Below are 17136 nucleotides of genomic sequence, written 5' to 3'. Positions count from 1 at the left end.
GGGCCCAGCCTATCCGCCGCGTTCCCGACGTAATCTCGATCCCGTGGCCCGACCCGACTGGGATCCCCAGCACCTCCCCGACCTGCACGAGCGGTCGTACCTCGTGACGGGCGCCAACGCGGGCCTCGGCTACTTCTCGACGGAGCAGCTCGCCCGCGCGGGCGCCCACGTCTTCATGACGGGCCGGCACCCCAATCGGCTCGCGGCCGCGCGCCGTGCGCTGCTGCGGAGGGTTCCGGATGCCTCGGTCGAGAGCCTCCTCCTCGACACCAGCAACCTCGGCTCGGTGCGTGCCGCCGCCGCGAGCATCCGTTCGCGCGGGGGCCTGGACGGGCTGCTCCTCAACGCCGGCATCGTCCACCCGCCCGCACAGCGCGAGCAGACGCAGGACGGCAACGAGCTCGTACTCGCCACCAACGCCCTCGGCCATTACGCGCTCGCGGGGGCACTGCTCACGACGCTGGCCGAGGCATCCGGTCGCATGGTGTGGGTCGGGAGCCTGTCGACCACGATCAGTCCGTACGATCCCGTGGATCCGCAGCTCGTCGACACCTACACGCCCTGGCGCGCATACGTACAGTCGAAGATCGCGACGAGCGTGCTCGGGTTCGAGGCCGACCGGCGTCTGCGGGAGGCCGGCGTCGCCATCTCGAGCGTCGTGGCGCACCCGGGCTACTCGACGAGCGGGCGGACCCCCGGCATCCACGGGGTGAACGAGCCGACCCGCACGAAGCGGTTCGTCGACAATCTCCAGGCGGCCTTCGCGCAGTCCAAGGAGCACGGCGCGTGGCCCCTCGTGCGGGCGCTCGTCGACCCCGACATCGAGGGCGGCTCGTTCGTCGGACCCCGCGCCGGGATGCGCGGGAGGCCGGTCGTGGCGAAGCCGTCGCGGATCGTCCGGAGCACCGACATCGCCGACCGGCTCTGGCACGTCGCCGAGGAGGCGACCCGCCTCCGCTGGCCGTTCACCGCCGCCGCCAAGGTCGGCCCCGCCTGAGCGGGTTCGTCCCTGGGACGGCCCGCCCGGCCGCCCGGCCCCGCCCCGCCCCGCCCCCGCCCCGCCCCGCCCCGGCCTTCGTGAACCCGTGAGCCTCCATCTGAGCGCCGAGACCGTGGGTGGCCCCCGCGGTCTCGGCGCTCAGATGGAGGCTCACCGTCGCGGCCGGGGGGCGGGGGCCGGGCCGCGGATCGAGGGCGGGGGCCGGGGCCGGGCCGGGGCTGGGGATCGGGGGCTGGGCCGGGGCTGGGGGTCGGTGGCCGCGGCGGGGCCGGGCCGGGCCGTGCCGAGGCCGCGGATCGGGGGCGGGGGCGGGGCCGGGGGCCAGGGAGGCCGGGGCTCGAGGGGAGGATGGAGGGCAGGGGAAGAGGGGTCAGGCGCTGAGCCAGACGGCGCTCGCCGCTTCGGCGGGCAGCCGCACGTCTTCGCCCGCGATGCGGAGGGTCGCGGCATCCTGAACCGTCGCATCGGCCCCGACCGAGACGCCGGCGCCCTCGATCGACCGCAGCAGCGCGGGGTCGCGGTCGCTCACGCGCAGAACGCGCCCGGAATGTCCGGCCGCGGCGTCGCCGAGGAGTACGAACGGCTCGCGCTCGACGCGTCCCGACGCGTCGGGGATGGCATCGCCGTGGGGATCGTGGGTCGGATGCCCGAGCCGCTCGTCGATGCGCTCGAGCAGGCGGTCGCTGAGCGAGTGCTCGAGCACCTCGGCTTCGTCGTGCACTTCGTCCCACCCGTAGCCGAACTCGCGGACGAGCCAGGTCTCGACGAGGCGGTGCCGGCGGATGATCGCGGCGGCGCGGCGCTCGCCGGCCTCGGTCAGCGCGATCGGACCGTACGGGCGGTGCGTCACGAGGTGCTGCGCGGCGAGCTTCTGCACCATCTCGGTCACGCTCGACGGTGCGAGGCCGAGCTCGGCGGCGAGCTGCGACGGCGTGATGCGGTCGTCCTGCCACTCGGTGTGGTGGTAGATCGTCTTGAGGTAATCGTCGACGGCGGGGGACGGCACGCTGACAGGCTACCCGGGCGCTCGCCGGGCCACCGCCGCGGCTGCGGGTCAGGCTCCCGTGAACAGGAGCCAGAGGAGGGTCGCGTTGAGTGCGATGAGGAAGACGGATGCCGCGATCCCGGCGGCCGTGGTCGCGGGATGGCTCCGGAACCGGCCGAGGACCTCGCGCCGGGCCGTCAGGGCGACCAGCGGGATGAGGGCGAACGGGATGCCGAACGACAGCACGACCTGGCTGAGGACGAGGGCGAGCGTCGGGTCGAAACCGGCGGCGAGGATCACGAGCGCCGGGATCAGGGTCACGAGACGCCGGACGAGGAGCGGCACCCGGATGTGCAGCAGGCCGTGCATGATCTCGGCCCCCGCGTACGCCCCGACGGAGGTCGAGGCGAGGCCGCTGGCGAGCAGGCCCACCGCGAACAGCGTCGCCACGGCGGGGCCGATCCCGGTCGCGAGCGCGGCGTAGGCGCCCTCGAGCGAGTCGGTGCCGGGGACGCCCGCGAGGTTCGCGGCGGCCAGCAGCAGGATGCAGAGATTGACCGTGCCGGCGATGATCATCGCGATCGACACATCCCACCGCGTCGCGCGGAGGAGTCGGCCGGTCGAAATCCCGCGGAGCCTCGCGAGGTCGGGCCGGGCGGTCGTGCGCGATGCGCGGGCCGCCGCAACGTCGGAGATCGCCGCTTCGCCGGAGCGCGGCATCCGATTCCCTCCTGCGATGTGGCGATCTCCTGCGTCGTGGCTCGGGTCGGGGGCGAAGCGGTCGCGCGCGAGGGCGCTGTGTGCGTAGATCGCGTGGGGCATGATCGTGGCGCCGAGGATGGATGCCGCGAGCAGCACCGACCCCGCACCCTCGAAGCGCGGCACGAGGCCCGACACGACGCCGGCGGGGTCGGGCGGGGCGACGACCACGCCGAACGTGAAGCCGATCGCGATGATCGCGAGCAGTCCGATCACGACGAACTCGAAGGTCTTCGGACCGCGGCGGGACTGGACGAGCAGCAGCACGATCGAGACTGCGCCTGTGATCGCGCCGCCCCACAGGAGAGGGATGCCGAACAGCAGGTTGAGCGCGACGGCGCCGCCGATGACCTCGGCGATGTCGGTCGCCATCGCGACGAGCTCCGCCTGCAGCCAGTACGCGCGCCGGGCCCATCGGTTGCGGATGCGTCCGCCGAGCATCTCGGGAAGGCTCCGGCCGGTGACGATGCCGAGCTTGGCGGAGAGGTACTGGATGAGCCACGCCATGACGTTGCCGAGCACGACGACCCACACGAGGAGGTAGCCGTAGACGGCGCCGGCCGTCATGTTGCTCGCGACGTTGCCCGGGTCGAGGTAGGCGACGCCCGCCACGAGCGCGGGTCCGATGAGCCACGCGACGCGGGGCAGGCCGCCGCGGCGCGGCGCGTCGGCGCGCGCCGGGAATCGCTGCTCCATCGCAGATTTCGGCATGCCGAAAATCTACGTCAGATTTCGGTCTACCGAAACCTTCATTTCCGCACGGTGCGGCGGAGTCGCCAGACGTTCCCTCCGTGGGCCTCGTGCGTGAAGGCGTCGAGCGCCGCGAGGGCGAGCGCGAGGCCCCGGCCGGACTCGGCATCCGTTCCCGGCATCGTCGCGCTCAGCAGGCTCACCGGTGCGGGATCGGCGTTGTCGGTGAACGCCGCCTCGATGACTCCGGATCGGACGGATGCCTCGAACGCGACGTCGATCGGATGCCCGGCCGTCGCGTGCGTCACGATGTTGGTCGCGACCTCGCTCGCGGCGAGCGTGAAGAGCAGGCGATCCTCGTCGCCCACCTCGGGCGCCGCGTCCCACAGGCTCTCGAGGGCCTCGTGCACGGCGTCGATGAAGGCGGGCTCGGCCATCGCCTCGATCCGGACTGTCGGGCGGTCGTCAGTCGCCATCGAACGCCGACGCCGGTGTCGGGTGGTCGCGCAGGACGCGATCGAGGTTGGTCAGCTTCAGCACCTTGCGCACGGCGTCGGGCGTCGCGGCGATGCGGAGGTCGCCGCCGGCGAGCCGCGCCGACTTGAGCCCTCCGATGAGGGCGCCGAGGCCGGACGAGTCGACGAACTCCGTCGCGGCGAGGTCGACGACGATCCGCGGCATCCCGCCCGAGATCACCTCGTCGACGGTCGCCCGCAGCTGCGGAGCCCCCGTCGCGGTGAGTCTGCCGACGGGCGAGATGACGGCGTAGTCGCTCTCGTGTGTGACGTCGAGCTGCATGTTTCCTCACTCCCTCCTCACGACGACGACCGTGACGTCGTCGGGTGCGTGCGTGCCGCGCGCGAGCCGCGCGGCCTCGTCGACGGCGCCCTGCGGGCCGAGATCCCGCAGCACCGACCGTACGTGCGCGAACGGGTCGGCGGGGTCGAGCACGTCGAGCAGGCCGTCGCTGCAGCACACGAAGGCGTCTCCGGGCCGGAGCTCTGCCGACGAGGCGACGCGCTCCTCGCCGAGCCCCATGCCGAGCGGCAGGCCCGTCGAGCGCAGGGGCACCCACTCGTCGTCGGCGCGGAGCACGAAGGCGAGGCTGTGCCCGGCGTCGATGAACGACAGGCGTCCCGTGGGGATGTCGAGGTCGACGTGGACGGCCGTGACGAAGGTGCTCGTATCGCCGATGTCGTGCTCGAGGAGCCGGTCGACGTCGGCGATCGCGGCCGCGATCGGCCGTTCGGGGGCGGTGCGCAGCGATGCGCGCACTCCCGACGCGATGATCGCGGGACCGGCGCCCTTGCCCATGACGTCGGCCAGCGTGACCCGCAGGCTGTCGCCGTGCCGGTACCAGTCGTAGATGTCGCCGAGGATCTTGCCGGCGGGCACCGCCGTGGCCGCGAGGGTGTAGCCCTCGACGACGGGGGTCTCGCGCGGCAGGAGCGCGCGCTGGAGGAGGGATGCCTCGTCGAGCTCCCGATCGCGGGCGAGTTCGCCCTGCACCCACAGCGCGAGGTCGCGCAGAAGTCCGCGCTGGTGGTCGTCGAGGGCGCGCGGCTCGACGTCGAGGATGCACAGCGTGCCGACCTGCTCGCCGCCCGGCGCCTGGAGCGGGTGTCCCGCGTAGAACCGCAGGTGCGGGTCGCCGACGACGAAGGGGTTCGTCGAGAACAGCGCGTCGGACGAGGCGTCCTCCACCACGAACGTCTCGCGCTGGCGGATCGTCATGTCGCAGAAGGCGCCTTCGCGCGGCGCCTCATCGCTCAGGCCGATGTGCGATTTCCGCCACTGGCGGTCGTGGTCCATGAGGGTGACGCTCACCATCGGCACGTGGAAGAGCTCCTGCGCGAGGCGGGTCACGCGGTCGACGCGCTCGTCGGGCGGCGTGTCGAGCACGCCCATCGCGTCGAGGGCGCGCTGACGCCCGGCTTCATCGATCAAGATCGGCCCCCCGTCTGGCGATTGATGACTTCTCCAGTATGGAGAAGTCCCGGCACGCGTTCGACCCGCCGTTCGGGGGACGAGCCGGAACGCGAAGCGGCTAGCCTGAGCGCGTGATCGAGTCCGCCGGCCTTCTCCCGGTTCCCGAGCGAGGAGCGCAGCGCCGAGACGAGGGGCCGACGTCGGAGCCGCTCGACCCGTCCGGGCAGAGCGAGCCGCAGCTCCCGCACGGGGTCGGCCCGTGGCCGGGCGGACCCGACGAATGGCCCGACGACCCGCGCTACGACCCCGAGCTCCTCGCCCACGGCGACACCCGCAACGTCGTCGACGCGTACCGCTACTGGACGATGGACGCGATCGTGGCAGACCTCGACGCGAAGCGGCATCCGTTCCACGTCGCGATCGAGAACTGGCAGCACGACATGAACATCGGCTCGATCGTGCGCAGCGCCAACGCCTTCCTCGCCGCCGAGGTGCACATCATCGGCAAGCGCCGGTGGAACCGCCGCGGCGCGATGGTCACCGACCGCTACCAGCACGTGCGCCATCACGAGGATGTCGCGTCCTTCGCAGAGTGGGCGGATGCCGCGGGCCTGCCCGTCCTCGCGATCGACAACGTGGCGGGGTCGGTGCCCCTGGACCGCGCCGACGTGCCGGAGCGCTGCGTGCTGCTGTTCGGACAGGAGGGGCCCGGGCTTTCGCCCGAGGCGCTGGCCGCGGCATCCGCCACTCTCGAGATCACGCAGTACGGCTCGACCCGCTCGATCAACGCGAGTGCCGCCGCCGCCGTCGTGATGTACGAGTGGTGCCGGCGCTGGGCCTGACCACCCACCCGCGTCGGGCCTGACCGCCCACCCGCCCCGTTTCCCTGCCGCGCGCGGCGTCGAGTTGCCACAAGATCGCGCATCTCGACGGCGAGTTGCGCGAAGAACTGGCAACTCGGGGCCGGGGTCGGTGAGAACCCGCCCCAGCGAGAACCCGCCCCGCCGCGCACACGAGCGGAGACGCCGGCCCTCCCGGCAGGCCGTTCAAGCGCCGGCGGTCATCCAGTCGCCGCCGCGGACGCGCCATCCGAGGGTCGCGAGCCGGGCGAGCATGTAGACGCCGAAGAAGGCGACCGAGAGCCACGCCAGCCCCGCTGCGCCCGACGGCTGCAGCCACGCGAGCACGAGCAGGAACGGCAGGAACGGCACGAGGTTGATGAGTCCCGCGATCGCGAGATAGCGGCCGTCGCCGGCTCCGATCAGCACGCCGTCGAGCACGAACACGATGCCGCAGACCGGCTGCGCGACGGCGAGCACGAGGAGGGCGGGCTGAATCAGCGCGGCGAGCTCGGCATCCCCCGTGAAGAGCAGCCCGATGACGCCCGAGAGCGCGGCGACGATCCCGCCGACGACGACGCCGAACCACGCGCCCCACGCGACGGTGCGCCCGAGCACACGGTGCACGAGGCGCTCGTCCTCGGCGCCGAGGCCCTTGCCGATGAGGGCCTGCGCCGCGATCGCGAGGGCGTCCAGCGCGAAGGCGGCCGTCGAGAAGATCGTGAACGCGACCTGCCAGCCCGCGAGCTCGGCCGTGCCGAGCGTCGTGGCGACGACGACGGTCGCGAGCAGGGCGACCCGCAGCGACACGGTGCGCAGGAACAGCCAGCCTCCCGAGCGGGCAGACCCCCGCACGCCTTCGCGCTGCGGGCGGACGGATGCCTCGTGCCGGCGCGCGAGCCGTCCGACGACCAGGACGTACGCGGCCACCATGCCCCACTGGGCCACGACGGTGCCCGCGGCGGAGCCGGCGATGCCCCAGCCGAGCCCGTAGATGAAGGCCCAGTTGAGCAGGGCGTTGGCGGCGAAGCCGAGCCCCGCGATCCACAGGGGCGTCACGGTGTCCTGCATGCCGCGCAGGAGCCCCGTCGCGGCGAAGACGACGAGCATCGCGGGAAGGCCCCACATCGAGATGCCGAGGTAGGTCTCCGCCTGTGCGGCGACCTCGGGCGTCGCGCCGAACAGGCCCACGAGGAAGGGCGTCGAGACGAAGCCTCCGAGGGCGAGGGCTGCGCCGAGGCCGAGCGCGAGCCACATGCCGTCGATGCCCGCCGACACGGCCCGCGTCGGATCGCCCGCGCCGAACCGCCGCGCGACGGCGGGGGTCGTCGAATACGCGAGGAAGACCATGAGCCCGACGATCGTCTGCAGGACGGCCGAGGCGATCCCGAGGCCCGCGAGGGGCACGAGCCCGAGGTGCCCGACCAGTGCGGCATCGACGATGAGGAACAGCGGCTCGGCGACCAGCGCCCCGAGCGCGGGCACCGCGAGCCGCAGGATGTCGCGGTTCAGCGTGTCGGCGGCCATTCCACGAGCCTAGGACCGTGCGCGGCGGGCATATCCTTGAGCAATGACCGAGAGCCCCCGATCCGGTCTCAAGCTCGACGAACTGAGCCCTGAGATCCGCCCGCAGGACGACCTCTTCCGCCACGTCAACGGCGCGTGGCTCGAGCGCACCGAGATCCCCGACGACAAGGCCCGCTGGGGCTCCTTCCACCTCATCGCCGAGCAGGCCGAGAAGGACGTCCGGGCGATCGTCGAGGAGTCGCAGCAGGCCGACGAGGGCAGCGAGGCCCGCAAGATCGGCGACCTCTACACGAGCTTCATGGACACCGAGAAGATCACCGAGCTCGGCGCGCAGCCGCTCGCGGAGCGCCTCGCACGGGTCGACGCGATCTCGTCGATCCCCGAGCTCCTCGCCACGGTCGGCGAGTTCGAGCGCGACGGCCTCGGCGGCATGATGACCCTCTACGTCGAGCCCGACCCCGGCAACCCGACGCGCTACCTGCCGTTCCTCGTGCAGGGCGGCCTGTCGCTGCCCGACGAGTCGTACTACCGCCTCGACAACTTCGCCGAGACGCGCATCGCCTTCCGGGAGCACGTCGAGCGGATGCTGCAGCTCGCCGGCATCGAGGATCCCTCGGCGACGGCGGACCGCATCACGACGCTCGAGACCGAGCTCGCCGAGCACCACTGGGACAACGTCCGCAGCCGCGACGCCGTGGCGACCTACAACCTCAAGTCGTGGGCCGAGGTGCAGGAGATGGCGGGGGTCGACCTGCAGCCGTGGCTCGACGGCGTGGCGCCGGGGCATCCGGATGCCTTCGCGGAAGTCGTCGTCTATCAGCCGAGCTTCCTCGAGGGGCTGGGTTCGCTCCTGACCGAAGAGCGTCTCGAGGACTGGAAGGCGCGGCTGCGCTTCTCGGTCGTGCACGCCGCGGCGGCGTTCCTGTCGGACGAGTTCGTCGACGAGAACTTCTCGTTCTACGGCACGCAGCTGACCGGCGTCCCGGTCATCCGGGAGCGGTGGAAGCGCGGTGTCGGGCTCGCCGAGGCCGCCATGGGCGAGGCGATCGGCAAGGTCTACGTCGAGCGCCACTTCCCGCCGGCGGCGAAGGAGGCGATGGACGAGCTCGTCGCGAACCTCATCGAGGCCTACCGCGGCAGCATCGCCGACCTCGAGTGGATGAGCCCCGAGACCCGCGAGCGTGCGCTCGCCAAGCTCGACGCCTTCACGCCGAAGATCGGCTACCCGGTGAAGTGGAAGGACTACTCGGGCCTCGAGATCGACCCCGCCGACCTCGTCGGCAACGTCGGCCGTTCGCACGTGCTCGAGCACGACCGTCAGCTCGACAAGATCGGCCAGCCGATCGACCGCGACGAGTGGTACATGACGCCGCAGACGGTCAACGCCTACTACAACCCGCTCATGAACGAGATCGTGTTCCCCGCCGCGATCCTGCAGTACCCGTTCTTCGAGGTGGATCGGGATGCCGCGGCCAACTACGGCGGCATCGGCGCCGTCATCGGCCACGAGATCGGCCACGGCTTCGACGACCAGGGGAGTCGCTTCGACGGCGACGGGTCGCTCCGCGACTGGTGGACCGACGACGACCGCACCGCGTTCGAAGAGCGCACCGCCGTCTTGATCGAGCAGTTCAACGCCCTCACGCCGCAGGGCCTCGCGGAGGAGCACAAGGTCAACGGCGCGCTCACGATCGGCGAGAACATCGGCGACCTCGGAGGGCTCGGCATCGCGATCAAGGCCTACGAGCTCTCGCTCGGCACGCCGATCGACGAAGCCCCCGAGATCGACGGGTTCACCGGCATCCAGCGCCTCCTGCTCAGCTGGGCGCAGATCTGGCAGCAGAAGGGGCGGGATGCCGAGACGATCCGCCTTCTCACGATCGACCCGCACTCGCCCAACGAGTTCCGGTGCAACCAGATCGTGCGGAACATCGGCGCGTTCTACGATGCCTTCGGCGTGACCGACGCGGATGCCCTCTGGCTTCCGGAGGACGAGCGCGTCACCATCTGGTGACGCGCGGCGCCGGGGCGAGGCATCCGTCCCCTCGACGGCGCACGCACCCCCCTGACGCAACCGAACAGCACGTCAGCGCCTCGCGGCGCTCCCTTTCCGTAACCCGAACACGACGAAAGGAACCGCCCTCGTGGGCACGCCCCCTGAGCCCGAAAGGGCCACCCACTCGCAGCGGGGGTCGAGAAGAAGCAATCGGAGGCTGCCGAAGAGGGCAGCCATCGGACGCCGGTCGTTCACATCGACTCTGAAGTCCCTCGACGAGCTCGCCGCCTCCGGCGCGCGTCTCTCGGTCAGGGTCAACGACCTCGACCGCGGAACATCCGTCCTCTCGGGCGACGATTTCGTGACGCTCCCCGTCGCGGGACTCGGCGTCGTTCCGCTGCTCATCGAAGTCGCCTCGGCGTTCGAGACCGGCACGCTGGACCCCCTCGAGATCATCGATCGCTCGGCGATCGCCCCGGTCTCGGTCGGGGGAGTGTGGCAGCACCTCAAGGCGCCGGCCTTCCCCCTCGCCGACCTCGCCGTGCTGACGGCGGCGACCGGCGACGCGACGGCCGCCAATGCGCTCATCGCCCGTGTCGGGCTCGAGGCCGTGCGCGCGCGCATCGAAGACCTCGGGCTCTCGAGGGCGGCCCTGCTCGACGTCTTCCGCGACGAGCGCGGACCGGATGACGCGCCCCACGTCGCCCTCGGCTCGGCGCGCGAGCTCGCCGAGGTGTTCGCGGCCCTCGTCAACGCCAAGGCCGTGTCGCCCGGGGTGAGCGCGCAGGTCGCGGAGTGGCTGAGCCTCAACCACGACCTCTCGCTCGTGGCCTCGGCGACGGGGCTCGACCCCTTCGCGCACGAGAACGACGAGCACGGGCTGCTCTTCATCAACAAGACGGGCCGGGATGCCGGCATCCGGGTGGAGGCGGGGGTCATCGCGGGTCCGCGCGCGGGGGTGTCGTACGCGCTCATCGTGGGCTTCGACGACCTGTCGATCACGCACCGCCTGCGGGTGCACGAGGCCTTCCGCACTCTCGGCGTCGACCTCATGGAGTACGTCTTCTGACCCTCCTCGCCGGGTGGGCCGCGGGTGCGAAGATGTCACCCATGACTTTCGATGAGGATGCCGCGTCCTCGCCCGGGCCCCGCCGGATCTCGCCGGTCCGGCAGGTGCTCACCATCTTCGGCGACTACTGGTGGCACGTCTCGGAGCCGATGCCGACGGGGGCCATCGTGACTGCCCTCACCGACCTCGGCCTCAAGGAGGCCGCCGCCCGCGCGACGCTCGCGCGCATGGCGCGCAGCGACCTCCTCCTCGCGGAGCGCGTCGGCCGCCGCACGACCCACCGGCTCAGTCCCCACGCGCAGGACATGGTCGACGAGGAGGGCACGTGGCTCGAATCCTTCGGCCGCGGCGAGCCGCGCTGGGACGGCCTGTGGAGCGTCCTGGCCTTCTCGATCCCCGAGTCGGAGCGCTCGTCGCGTCACCTCGCCCGGTCGCGGCTGCGCTGGCTCGGCTTCGCCCCGCTCTACGACGGGGTCTGGCTCTCGCCCCGAGACCGCGCCGCCGAGGCGATGGCGCAGCTGCGCGAGCTGGGCGTGCGCGACGTCACCGCGATGCGGGCGACGCTCGAGACCTCGATCGCGGGCGGCCCGCAGTCGGCGTGGGCGCTCGAGGATGTCGCCGGGGAGTACCGGCGGTTCGCGGTCGACATCGAGGCGGCGGGCATCCCGGCCGAACCCGTCGCGGCATTCCGGGAACGGATGCGGGTCATGCTCGGGTGGCAGGCGTTCCGGATGAGGGATACCGGCATCCCCGCGGAGCTCCTTCCCGCCGACTGGCCACGGATGTCGACGCGGCGGGCGTGGGCTCGCCGCTACAACGAGCTCGGGGACTGCGCCGAGGCGCGGATGCGGTTGCTCGTGTCGGAGATCGACGCGGACCTCGCGGCGCTCGTGAGCCGCCGACGCATGCCGGAGGACCTTAATACTTGAAGTTTCGTTGACGAGCGTCATGTGAACTTCTACTCTGTCGCGTAAGGCGGAGCGACGCCGCTTCGCCGTGACAACGACGTCGACGGAGGAATCCATGAAGAAAACCCGATCCGGCCACGCGACCGGGCGCATCAACATGATGACGGGCGGCCTCGCGTGGACGCCGGTCATCGAGATCCGCAACTACACCGACCCGACGGGCGACTTCCACGAACGGTACCGTTCGGCCATCATCCGGGAGCGGATGCTCGCCGCGTACGGCAACGCCGACACCCACGTCAACTGGACCGGCGCGAACATCGGCGCCAACACGAACCAGATGCGGGTGGCCGCCCTCGATCAGCTCGAGGACTGGCTCGACGCGATCGAGGCCGCCGGAGGACCGGGCGACCGCGCTCGCACGGTCGCCGCGCGTCCGGCGGGTCTGACGGACGGATGCTTCGACGCCCAGATGTCGTTCATCTCCGAGACGCTCGACTACGACGACCCCGGGACGGCGTGCAACCAGCTCTACCCGTACCACTCGCAGCCGCGCGCCGAGGCGGGCATGCCCCTCCTCGCGGACGGCCTGAAGTGCACGCTCGCGCCGGCGAACCGCGCCGACTATCCGGGCGTGACCGACGCGCAGTGGGCACGTCTGGCCTCGACGTTCCCGTCGGGCGTCTGCGACTGGTCGGAGCGTCCGCAGGGGGTCACGCCGCTGGAAGGCACGTGGCTCGACTTCGGGACGACCGAGGCGGTGGATGGCGCGGCACCCGTCGTCGCGGGAACCGCCCGTGTCGGAGAGGTCGTGACCGCTCAGGTGCAGGCCGCTGAGGGTGCGACCGTGGCGTATCAGTGGATCGCCGACGGCGCGCCCATCGCCGGTGCCGTCGAGGCGAGCTTCGCGCCGACGGCCGACCTGGTGGGAGCCGAGCTGACGGTCCGAGCGACGGTCTCGGCCGACGACCGGGTCGCGGTGACCCTCGTCTCCGACCCCACGGGGAAGGTCAAGAAGGCGCCGGGCAAGCCGTAAGCGCCGGGAAGCGGGCGGGCGTTGCCTCCGGGCAGCGCCCGCCCTGCTGCGGCCGCGACTGGCTGGCCGCCCGGGACCCGGGCTGTGTCAGGGGTAGAGGCGGTCGACGAGGGAGAGGCCGCGACGAGCCCACTCGATCTCGCCGCGGGCACGCTCGACGAGGCCCTCGTAGGCGAAGCGCTTGTACGCAATGGTGCGCTCGCGCTCGGACGCCGGCGTCACGTCGAGGCGACGCACGAGCATGGGGTTCGAGAGCGCCTCGATGTGCGTGAGCTCCCCCTCCCACTGGGCGAGCTCGCCCTCCCACTCCGCGATGTGCGCCTCGAGGAAGCGCCGGGCGTCGTCGGGCTTGGCCGCCTCGAGGTAGGCGGCGCGCAGGTGCGCGGGATCGCGTACCCGCTGATAGTCCAGCGGCGAGGCCATCCAGGCGAGGAACGCCTCGTTCCCGGCATCCGTCACGTGATAGAGCCGGCGCGTGCCGCGCTCACCCCGCGTCTGCTCCTCGGCCTCGACCAGGCCGTCGGCCTCCATCTTGCGCAACTCGGGGTAGATCTGCGAGTCGGGGGCGTGCCACACGTGTCCCACCGACTGGTGGAACTGCTTCTGCAGGTCGTAGCCCGACAGCGGACCGACCCGGAGGATCGCCAGCAGCGCATACCTGAGGCTCATGTGCCCCCTTTCGTTTCCCGAGCGTACCGACCCCCAAACCCGTGAGCCTCCACTGGGCCGCCGAGAGCGCGGGTGTCACCCACGCTCTCGGCGGTCAGATGGAGGCTCACGGTTTCAGGAGGGCCGGGCGGGCCCGACCGGAGGGCCGGGCCGGCCGGGCCGGCCGGGCCGGGCGGGTCAGGCGGACTCGTAGCCCGTGCGCCAGCCGCCCTGGTAGGTCTGCCGGGCGACGGTTGAGTAGGGGACGGGGCTCACGACGGCGCGCACCTCGAGCTGACGGTGCGGCTCGACGGAGGCCTTCTTGCTGCCGCCGTTGGGCTCGCCCCAGACGACCGTGATCTCGGCGCCCTCGGGCACGTCGGGGTCGACCGTCGCGAGCGACAGGGCGCGCTTCTCGTTGGCGCTGTAACCCGTGAACATCGAGTAGCCCACGACGCTGCCATCGGCATCCTGAACCGCGTCGTAGTTCGCCGAACCATAGTTGGCCAGCGGCAGGTCGAAGAACTTGTAGCTCTCGTTCTCGGTGTCGAACAGCGACGCGAAGATCTTCGTGACGTCCTCGGCGTTCCACGCGAGGGTGACCTTCTTGCGCTGCGTCGCCGGGTCGATCTTCTCGAGGGCGTCGCGGCCGATGAAGTCGTGGTCGAACTTCACGAACGACCCGTAGCCGAGCTCCCACGGCGTGAGGTAGTAGTCCTCGATGTTCTCCGAGACGAAGGAGCCGGCGAGCGTGCCGGTGGCCTCGTAGCTGTCGGCGGGGAGCCACTCGCGGTAGCCCTGCTCCTCGGCGCCCGTGTAGATCGCGGGGAGGGGCGAGGGGATCCAGCCCGACTCGAGGGTGTTCGACGGATATGCGCGCGACCCGACGGGGACGAGCCCGAACTCGGCGCCGGCGGAGACGATCGCGTCGCGGACGCGGTGGTGGTCGGCGTAGGGGCCCCAGATCTCCAGGCCCGGCGCGCCGGCCATGCCGTGGCGGAGGGTGCGCACCTGGGCGCCGTCGATCTGCATCGTCGACATGCTGAAGAACCGCAGCTGCTCCAGCGGTCCGCCGTTGAGCTTCTCGATGACCTGCCAGGCGTTGGGGCCCTGGATCTGGAAGCGGTAGTAGCGGCGCGTCACGGCGTCGCCGTACGGGCGCGAGGGGGAGCGGCGGTCGACCTGGATGTCGAGGTTCTGGTAGCCGCCCTTCTCACCGTGGTAGAGCAGCCAGTTCGACGCGGGCGCACGACCCACGTAGACGAACTCGTCCTCGGCCTCGTGGAAGAGGATGCCGTCGCCGATGACGTGCCCCGAGGCGGTGGTGGGGACGTACTGCTTGGCGCGGTTGACCGGGAAGACCTCGACCGAGTTGATCGCGGTGTCGCGGATCAGATTGATGGCGTCCGACCCCTTGAGGAAGACGTTGTCCATGTGGTGCGACTGGTCGTACAGGACCGCCGTGTCGCGCCAGGCGCGCTGCTCCTTGATCCAGTTCTGGAAGTCCGCCGGAACGACGGGGTAGATGTAGGAGCCGATCTGGGAGTTGCGCAGCAGTTCGACCGCGCTTCCCTTCTCGTCGAGCAGCTCTTGCAGATTGCTGGCCACGGGGAACCTCTCTGTTCATTCGGGGATGCCTCGGGCGAGGCATCCGGATCATCCGTCTTCTAGTTGAAGACGATGGTGTGGTTGCCGTGCCGGATGACGCGGTCTTCGGCGTGCCACTGCACGGCGCGCGAGAGCACGGCGCGTTCGACGTAGGCGCCGCGGGCCTGGAGGTCGGCCGCGCTGTGCGCGTGGCTGACCCGGGCGACGTCCTGCTCGATGATCGGGCCCTCGTCGAGGTCCTTCGTCACGTAGTGGCTCGTCGCGCCGATGAGCTTGACGCCTCGCTCCCACGCCTTGCGATACGGCGCGGCGCCGATGAAGGCGGGCAGGAACGAGTGGTGGATGTTGATGACGGGGACCCCGACGTTCTCAAGGAACGAGTCGGACAGGATCTGCATGTAGCGCGCGAGCACCACGAAGTCGACGTTGCCCTTGAGGAGCTCCACGATCCGCGCCTCGGCCTCGGACTTGTCAGGACCCTGCGACGGGACATGGAAGAACGGGATGCCGAAGGATCGGACATCCTCTGCCGTGTTGGTGTGGTTCGAGATGACCATCGGGATCGTGACGGGCAGCTCGCCGCGGCGGTGGCGCCACAGCAGCTCGAGCAGGCAGTGGTCGCTCGTCGAGGCGAGGATCGCCATGCGCTTGGGGATCGACTGATCGGTCAGTCGCCACTGCATGCCGTACGGCTTGAGGGTCTTGGCGAGGTCTTCCTCGATCTCGGGCAGCGCCGCCTGCAGGTCGGCGCGGTGGAACACGACCCGCTGGAAGAAGTCCCCGCCCTCGGGGTCGGAGGAGTACTGGTCGAGCGAGACGATGTTGCCCTTGTTGCGGGTCACGAGCGCCGTGACGGCCGCGACGAGGCCGGCCTGATCGGGGCCGTGCACGATCAGGCATGCCCGATCGCGAGAACTGTCGTTGTGCAGGGTCATCGGGGGTCGCCTCCTAGGACTGGGCGGCGCTGAACTCGCGCGCCCACTCCGAGGTCGCCAGCAGCCCGCCGAACGTGTAGAAGTGCAGTTTGACACTTCCCGCCGAGGGGTCCTGTGCGAGGAGGCTCGACAGGTCGCTCACGAACTGGTCGGGCCCTGCGGTGCCGAGGAGGTTCGTCAGCGAGAAGCCGTACTTCTTCACGATCATCGCGTTGGCGCCGACGCCGAACCGGCGAGCGAAGCCGAGCAGGCGCTTGACGCCGGCGGGGCCGGGGGTGCCGACGCGGATCTGGGTGTCGATGCCGCGGTCGCGGACGCTCTTGATCCAGCGCACGACGGGATCGGTGTCGAACGCGAACTGCGTGAGGATGACGGCATCCAGTCCCTGCTCCTTGAGAGCGGCGGACTTGTCTTCGAGGTGGCGGTCGAGCACCTCGGCCTTGATGTCGGGGTGCCCCTCGGGGTAGCCCGCGATGCTCACCTCGCGCACGCCGTAGGTCGACAGGAGGCCCGAGCGGATGACGCTCAGCGAGTCCTCGTACGGACCCTCGGGGGTCGTCGGGTCGCCGCCGACGGCGAAGATGTGCTCGGTCGCGCCGACCTCCTGCAGGCGGCCGAGGAACTCCTCGAGCTGCCCCTGGCTCGACAGGCGCCGCGCGGAGATGTGGGGGACCGGGACGAACCCGAGGTCCTTGACGGCCTTGGCGGCCGCGACCCGCATCTCGAGGTCTTCGTTGCCGAGGAAGGTCACGTTGATCTTCGTGCCGAGCGGGATCGCGTGCTTGGCCTCTTCGAGACCGGGGACGTCTTTTCCGGTCATCTCGAGCGAGAAGTCGCGGACCAGTTCGAGTGCCGCCTGCTTGTTCGGGGCGGGAGTCGTGCGTGCCACTGATCGAGGTCCTTTCCTCATGCGGGCGTCTCTGCGCCGCGGGTGGGTTCAGAATACCTATCCACATAGGTAATGGCAATAGGTAATCGAGATCGAGTCGTCGATGTCTCCATCGTGCGGCGCCCGCCGCGGTCCGCGGTGCGGCCATTCCATTCAGCGGATGGCGTCGATATTCAACTGTTCCGTGTCGATCGTCAAGAAAGTATTGACATTCGCGCCCTCCGCCCCCCACCATGAGATCGTCACCACGACGGCGTGCTGGCCCTCCGCCCGCGGCGGACGGCATCCGTCGAGGTTCCTGCCCATACCCGTCATGAG

At 70.9% G+C, this 17136-nt stretch carries 17 protein-coding genes; 6 read left to right on the top strand and 11 right to left on the bottom strand.

The annotated features are described in order from the left end of the window. Positions 1–43: 43 nt before the first annotated feature. A complete protein-coding gene (locus ACSBPH_RS09755) occupies positions 44–997 on the top strand; it encodes an SDR family NAD(P)-dependent oxidoreductase (RefSeq protein WP_442574151.1) in 954 nt (317 codons plus the stop codon). Positions 998–1370: 373 nt separating this feature from the next. On the opposite strand, the gene ACSBPH_RS09750 is transcribed toward ACSBPH_RS09755, so the two are convergent. The 5 genes from ACSBPH_RS09750 to ACSBPH_RS09730 are packed head-to-tail and all read right to left on the bottom strand — an operon-like array spanning position 1371 to position 5381. Continuing rightward, positions 1371–2006: a metal-dependent transcriptional regulator gene (locus ACSBPH_RS09750; protein WP_442574150.1), complete on the bottom strand. Its 636-nt coding sequence runs from the start codon at positions 2004–2006 to the stop codon at positions 1371–1373. 48 nt (positions 2007–2054) lie between these two features. Further along, a complete protein-coding gene (locus ACSBPH_RS09745) occupies positions 2055–3440 on the bottom strand; it encodes an Nramp family divalent metal transporter (protein WP_442577280.1) in 1386 nt (461 codons plus the stop codon). Positions 3441–3493: 53 nt separating this feature from the next. Next, positions 3494–3910 carry an ATP-binding protein gene (locus ACSBPH_RS09740; RefSeq protein WP_442574149.1) on the bottom strand — a complete coding sequence of 139 codons (417 nt, stop codon included), beginning with the start codon at positions 3908–3910 and terminating at the stop codon, positions 3494–3496. After that, positions 3900–4232, bottom strand: coding sequence for an STAS domain-containing protein (locus tag ACSBPH_RS09735; protein WP_442574148.1), 333 nt, complete (start codon positions 4230–4232; stop codon positions 3900–3902). The genes ACSBPH_RS09740 and ACSBPH_RS09735 overlap by 11 nt, the downstream gene beginning before the upstream one ends. Before the next feature lie 6 nt (positions 4233–4238). Next, positions 4239–5381 (bottom strand): PP2C family protein-serine/threonine phosphatase, encoded by a 1143-nt coding sequence (locus ACSBPH_RS09730; RefSeq protein ID WP_442574147.1) that lies wholly within the window; start codon positions 5379–5381, stop codon positions 4239–4241. 113 nt (positions 5382–5494) lie between these two features. Here ACSBPH_RS09730 and ACSBPH_RS09725 point away from each other — a divergent pair, with 113 nt between their 5' ends. Then, on the top strand, positions 5495–6205 hold the full coding sequence (locus ACSBPH_RS09725; RefSeq protein WP_442574146.1) for a TrmH family RNA methyltransferase: 711 nt from the start codon (positions 5495–5497) through the stop codon (positions 6203–6205). Positions 6206–6409: 204 nt separating this feature from the next. Here the strand turns inward: ACSBPH_RS09725 and ACSBPH_RS09720 are convergent, their stop codons facing one another. After that, complete coding sequence (locus ACSBPH_RS09720) at positions 6410–7729, bottom strand: MATE family efflux transporter (protein ID WP_442574145.1); 1320 nt, start codon at positions 7727–7729, stop codon at positions 6410–6412. 43 nt (positions 7730–7772) lie between these two features. Between ACSBPH_RS09720 and ACSBPH_RS09715 the strand changes: the two genes are divergently transcribed. The 4 genes from ACSBPH_RS09715 (at position 7773) to ACSBPH_RS09700 (ending at position 12738) form a co-directional block, all read left to right on the top strand. Beyond that, positions 7773–9743, top strand: coding sequence for a M13 family metallopeptidase (locus ACSBPH_RS09715; protein WP_442574144.1), 1971 nt, complete (start codon positions 7773–7775; stop codon positions 9741–9743). 130 nt (positions 9744–9873) lie between these two features. Further along, a complete protein-coding gene (locus ACSBPH_RS09710; RefSeq protein ID WP_442574143.1) occupies positions 9874–10794 on the top strand; it encodes a serine hydrolase in 921 nt (306 codons plus the stop codon). A 41-nt stretch (positions 10795–10835) separates the two neighbouring features. Then, positions 10836–11723 carry a PaaX family transcriptional regulator gene (locus tag ACSBPH_RS09705; RefSeq protein WP_442574142.1) on the top strand — a complete coding sequence of 296 codons (888 nt, stop codon included), beginning with the start codon at positions 10836–10838 and terminating at the stop codon, positions 11721–11723. 94 nt (positions 11724–11817) lie between these two features. Further along, complete coding sequence (locus tag ACSBPH_RS09700; protein ID WP_442574141.1) at positions 11818–12738, top strand: DUF6351 family protein; 921 nt, start codon at positions 11818–11820, stop codon at positions 12736–12738. Between the two features lie 87 nt (positions 12739–12825). Here ACSBPH_RS09700 and ACSBPH_RS09695 read toward each other — a convergent pair whose 3' ends face one another. The 5 genes from ACSBPH_RS09695 to ACSBPH_RS09675 all read right to left on the bottom strand — a co-directional run bounded on the left by ACSBPH_RS09695 (position 12826) and on the right by ACSBPH_RS09675 (position 17133). Next, positions 12826–13407 carry a PadR family transcriptional regulator gene (locus ACSBPH_RS09695; protein WP_442574140.1) on the bottom strand — a complete coding sequence of 194 codons (582 nt, stop codon included), beginning with the start codon at positions 13405–13407 and terminating at the stop codon, positions 12826–12828. Between the two features lie 177 nt (positions 13408–13584). Continuing rightward, complete coding sequence (ligM, locus tag ACSBPH_RS09690; protein WP_442574139.1) at positions 13585–14994, bottom strand: vanillate/3-O-methylgallate O-demethylase; 1410 nt, start codon at positions 14992–14994, stop codon at positions 13585–13587. A 59-nt stretch (positions 14995–15053) separates the two neighbouring features. After that, entirely contained in the window at positions 15054–15929 is an 876-nt protein-coding gene (gene purU, locus ACSBPH_RS09685) for a formyltetrahydrofolate deformylase (protein ID WP_442574138.1), read from the bottom strand. Positions 15930–15942: 13 nt separating this feature from the next. Then, positions 15943–16749 (bottom strand): methylenetetrahydrofolate reductase, encoded by an 807-nt coding sequence (locus ACSBPH_RS09680; RefSeq protein ID WP_442577279.1) that lies wholly within the window; start codon positions 16747–16749, stop codon positions 15943–15945. 222 nt (positions 16750–16971) lie between these two features. Next, entirely contained in the window at positions 16972–17133 is a 162-nt protein-coding gene (locus ACSBPH_RS09675) for a hypothetical protein (RefSeq protein ID WP_442574137.1), read from the bottom strand. Positions 17134–17136: the final 3 nt, after the last annotated feature.

This window comes from Microbacterium sp. F51-2R, assembly GCF_052180235.1.
Classification (GTDB): Bacteria; Actinomycetota; Actinomycetes; order Actinomycetales; family Microbacteriaceae; genus Microbacterium.
Note: the sequence above shows the minus strand (reverse complement) of the source record. Positions and strands in the feature narration are given on the sequence as shown.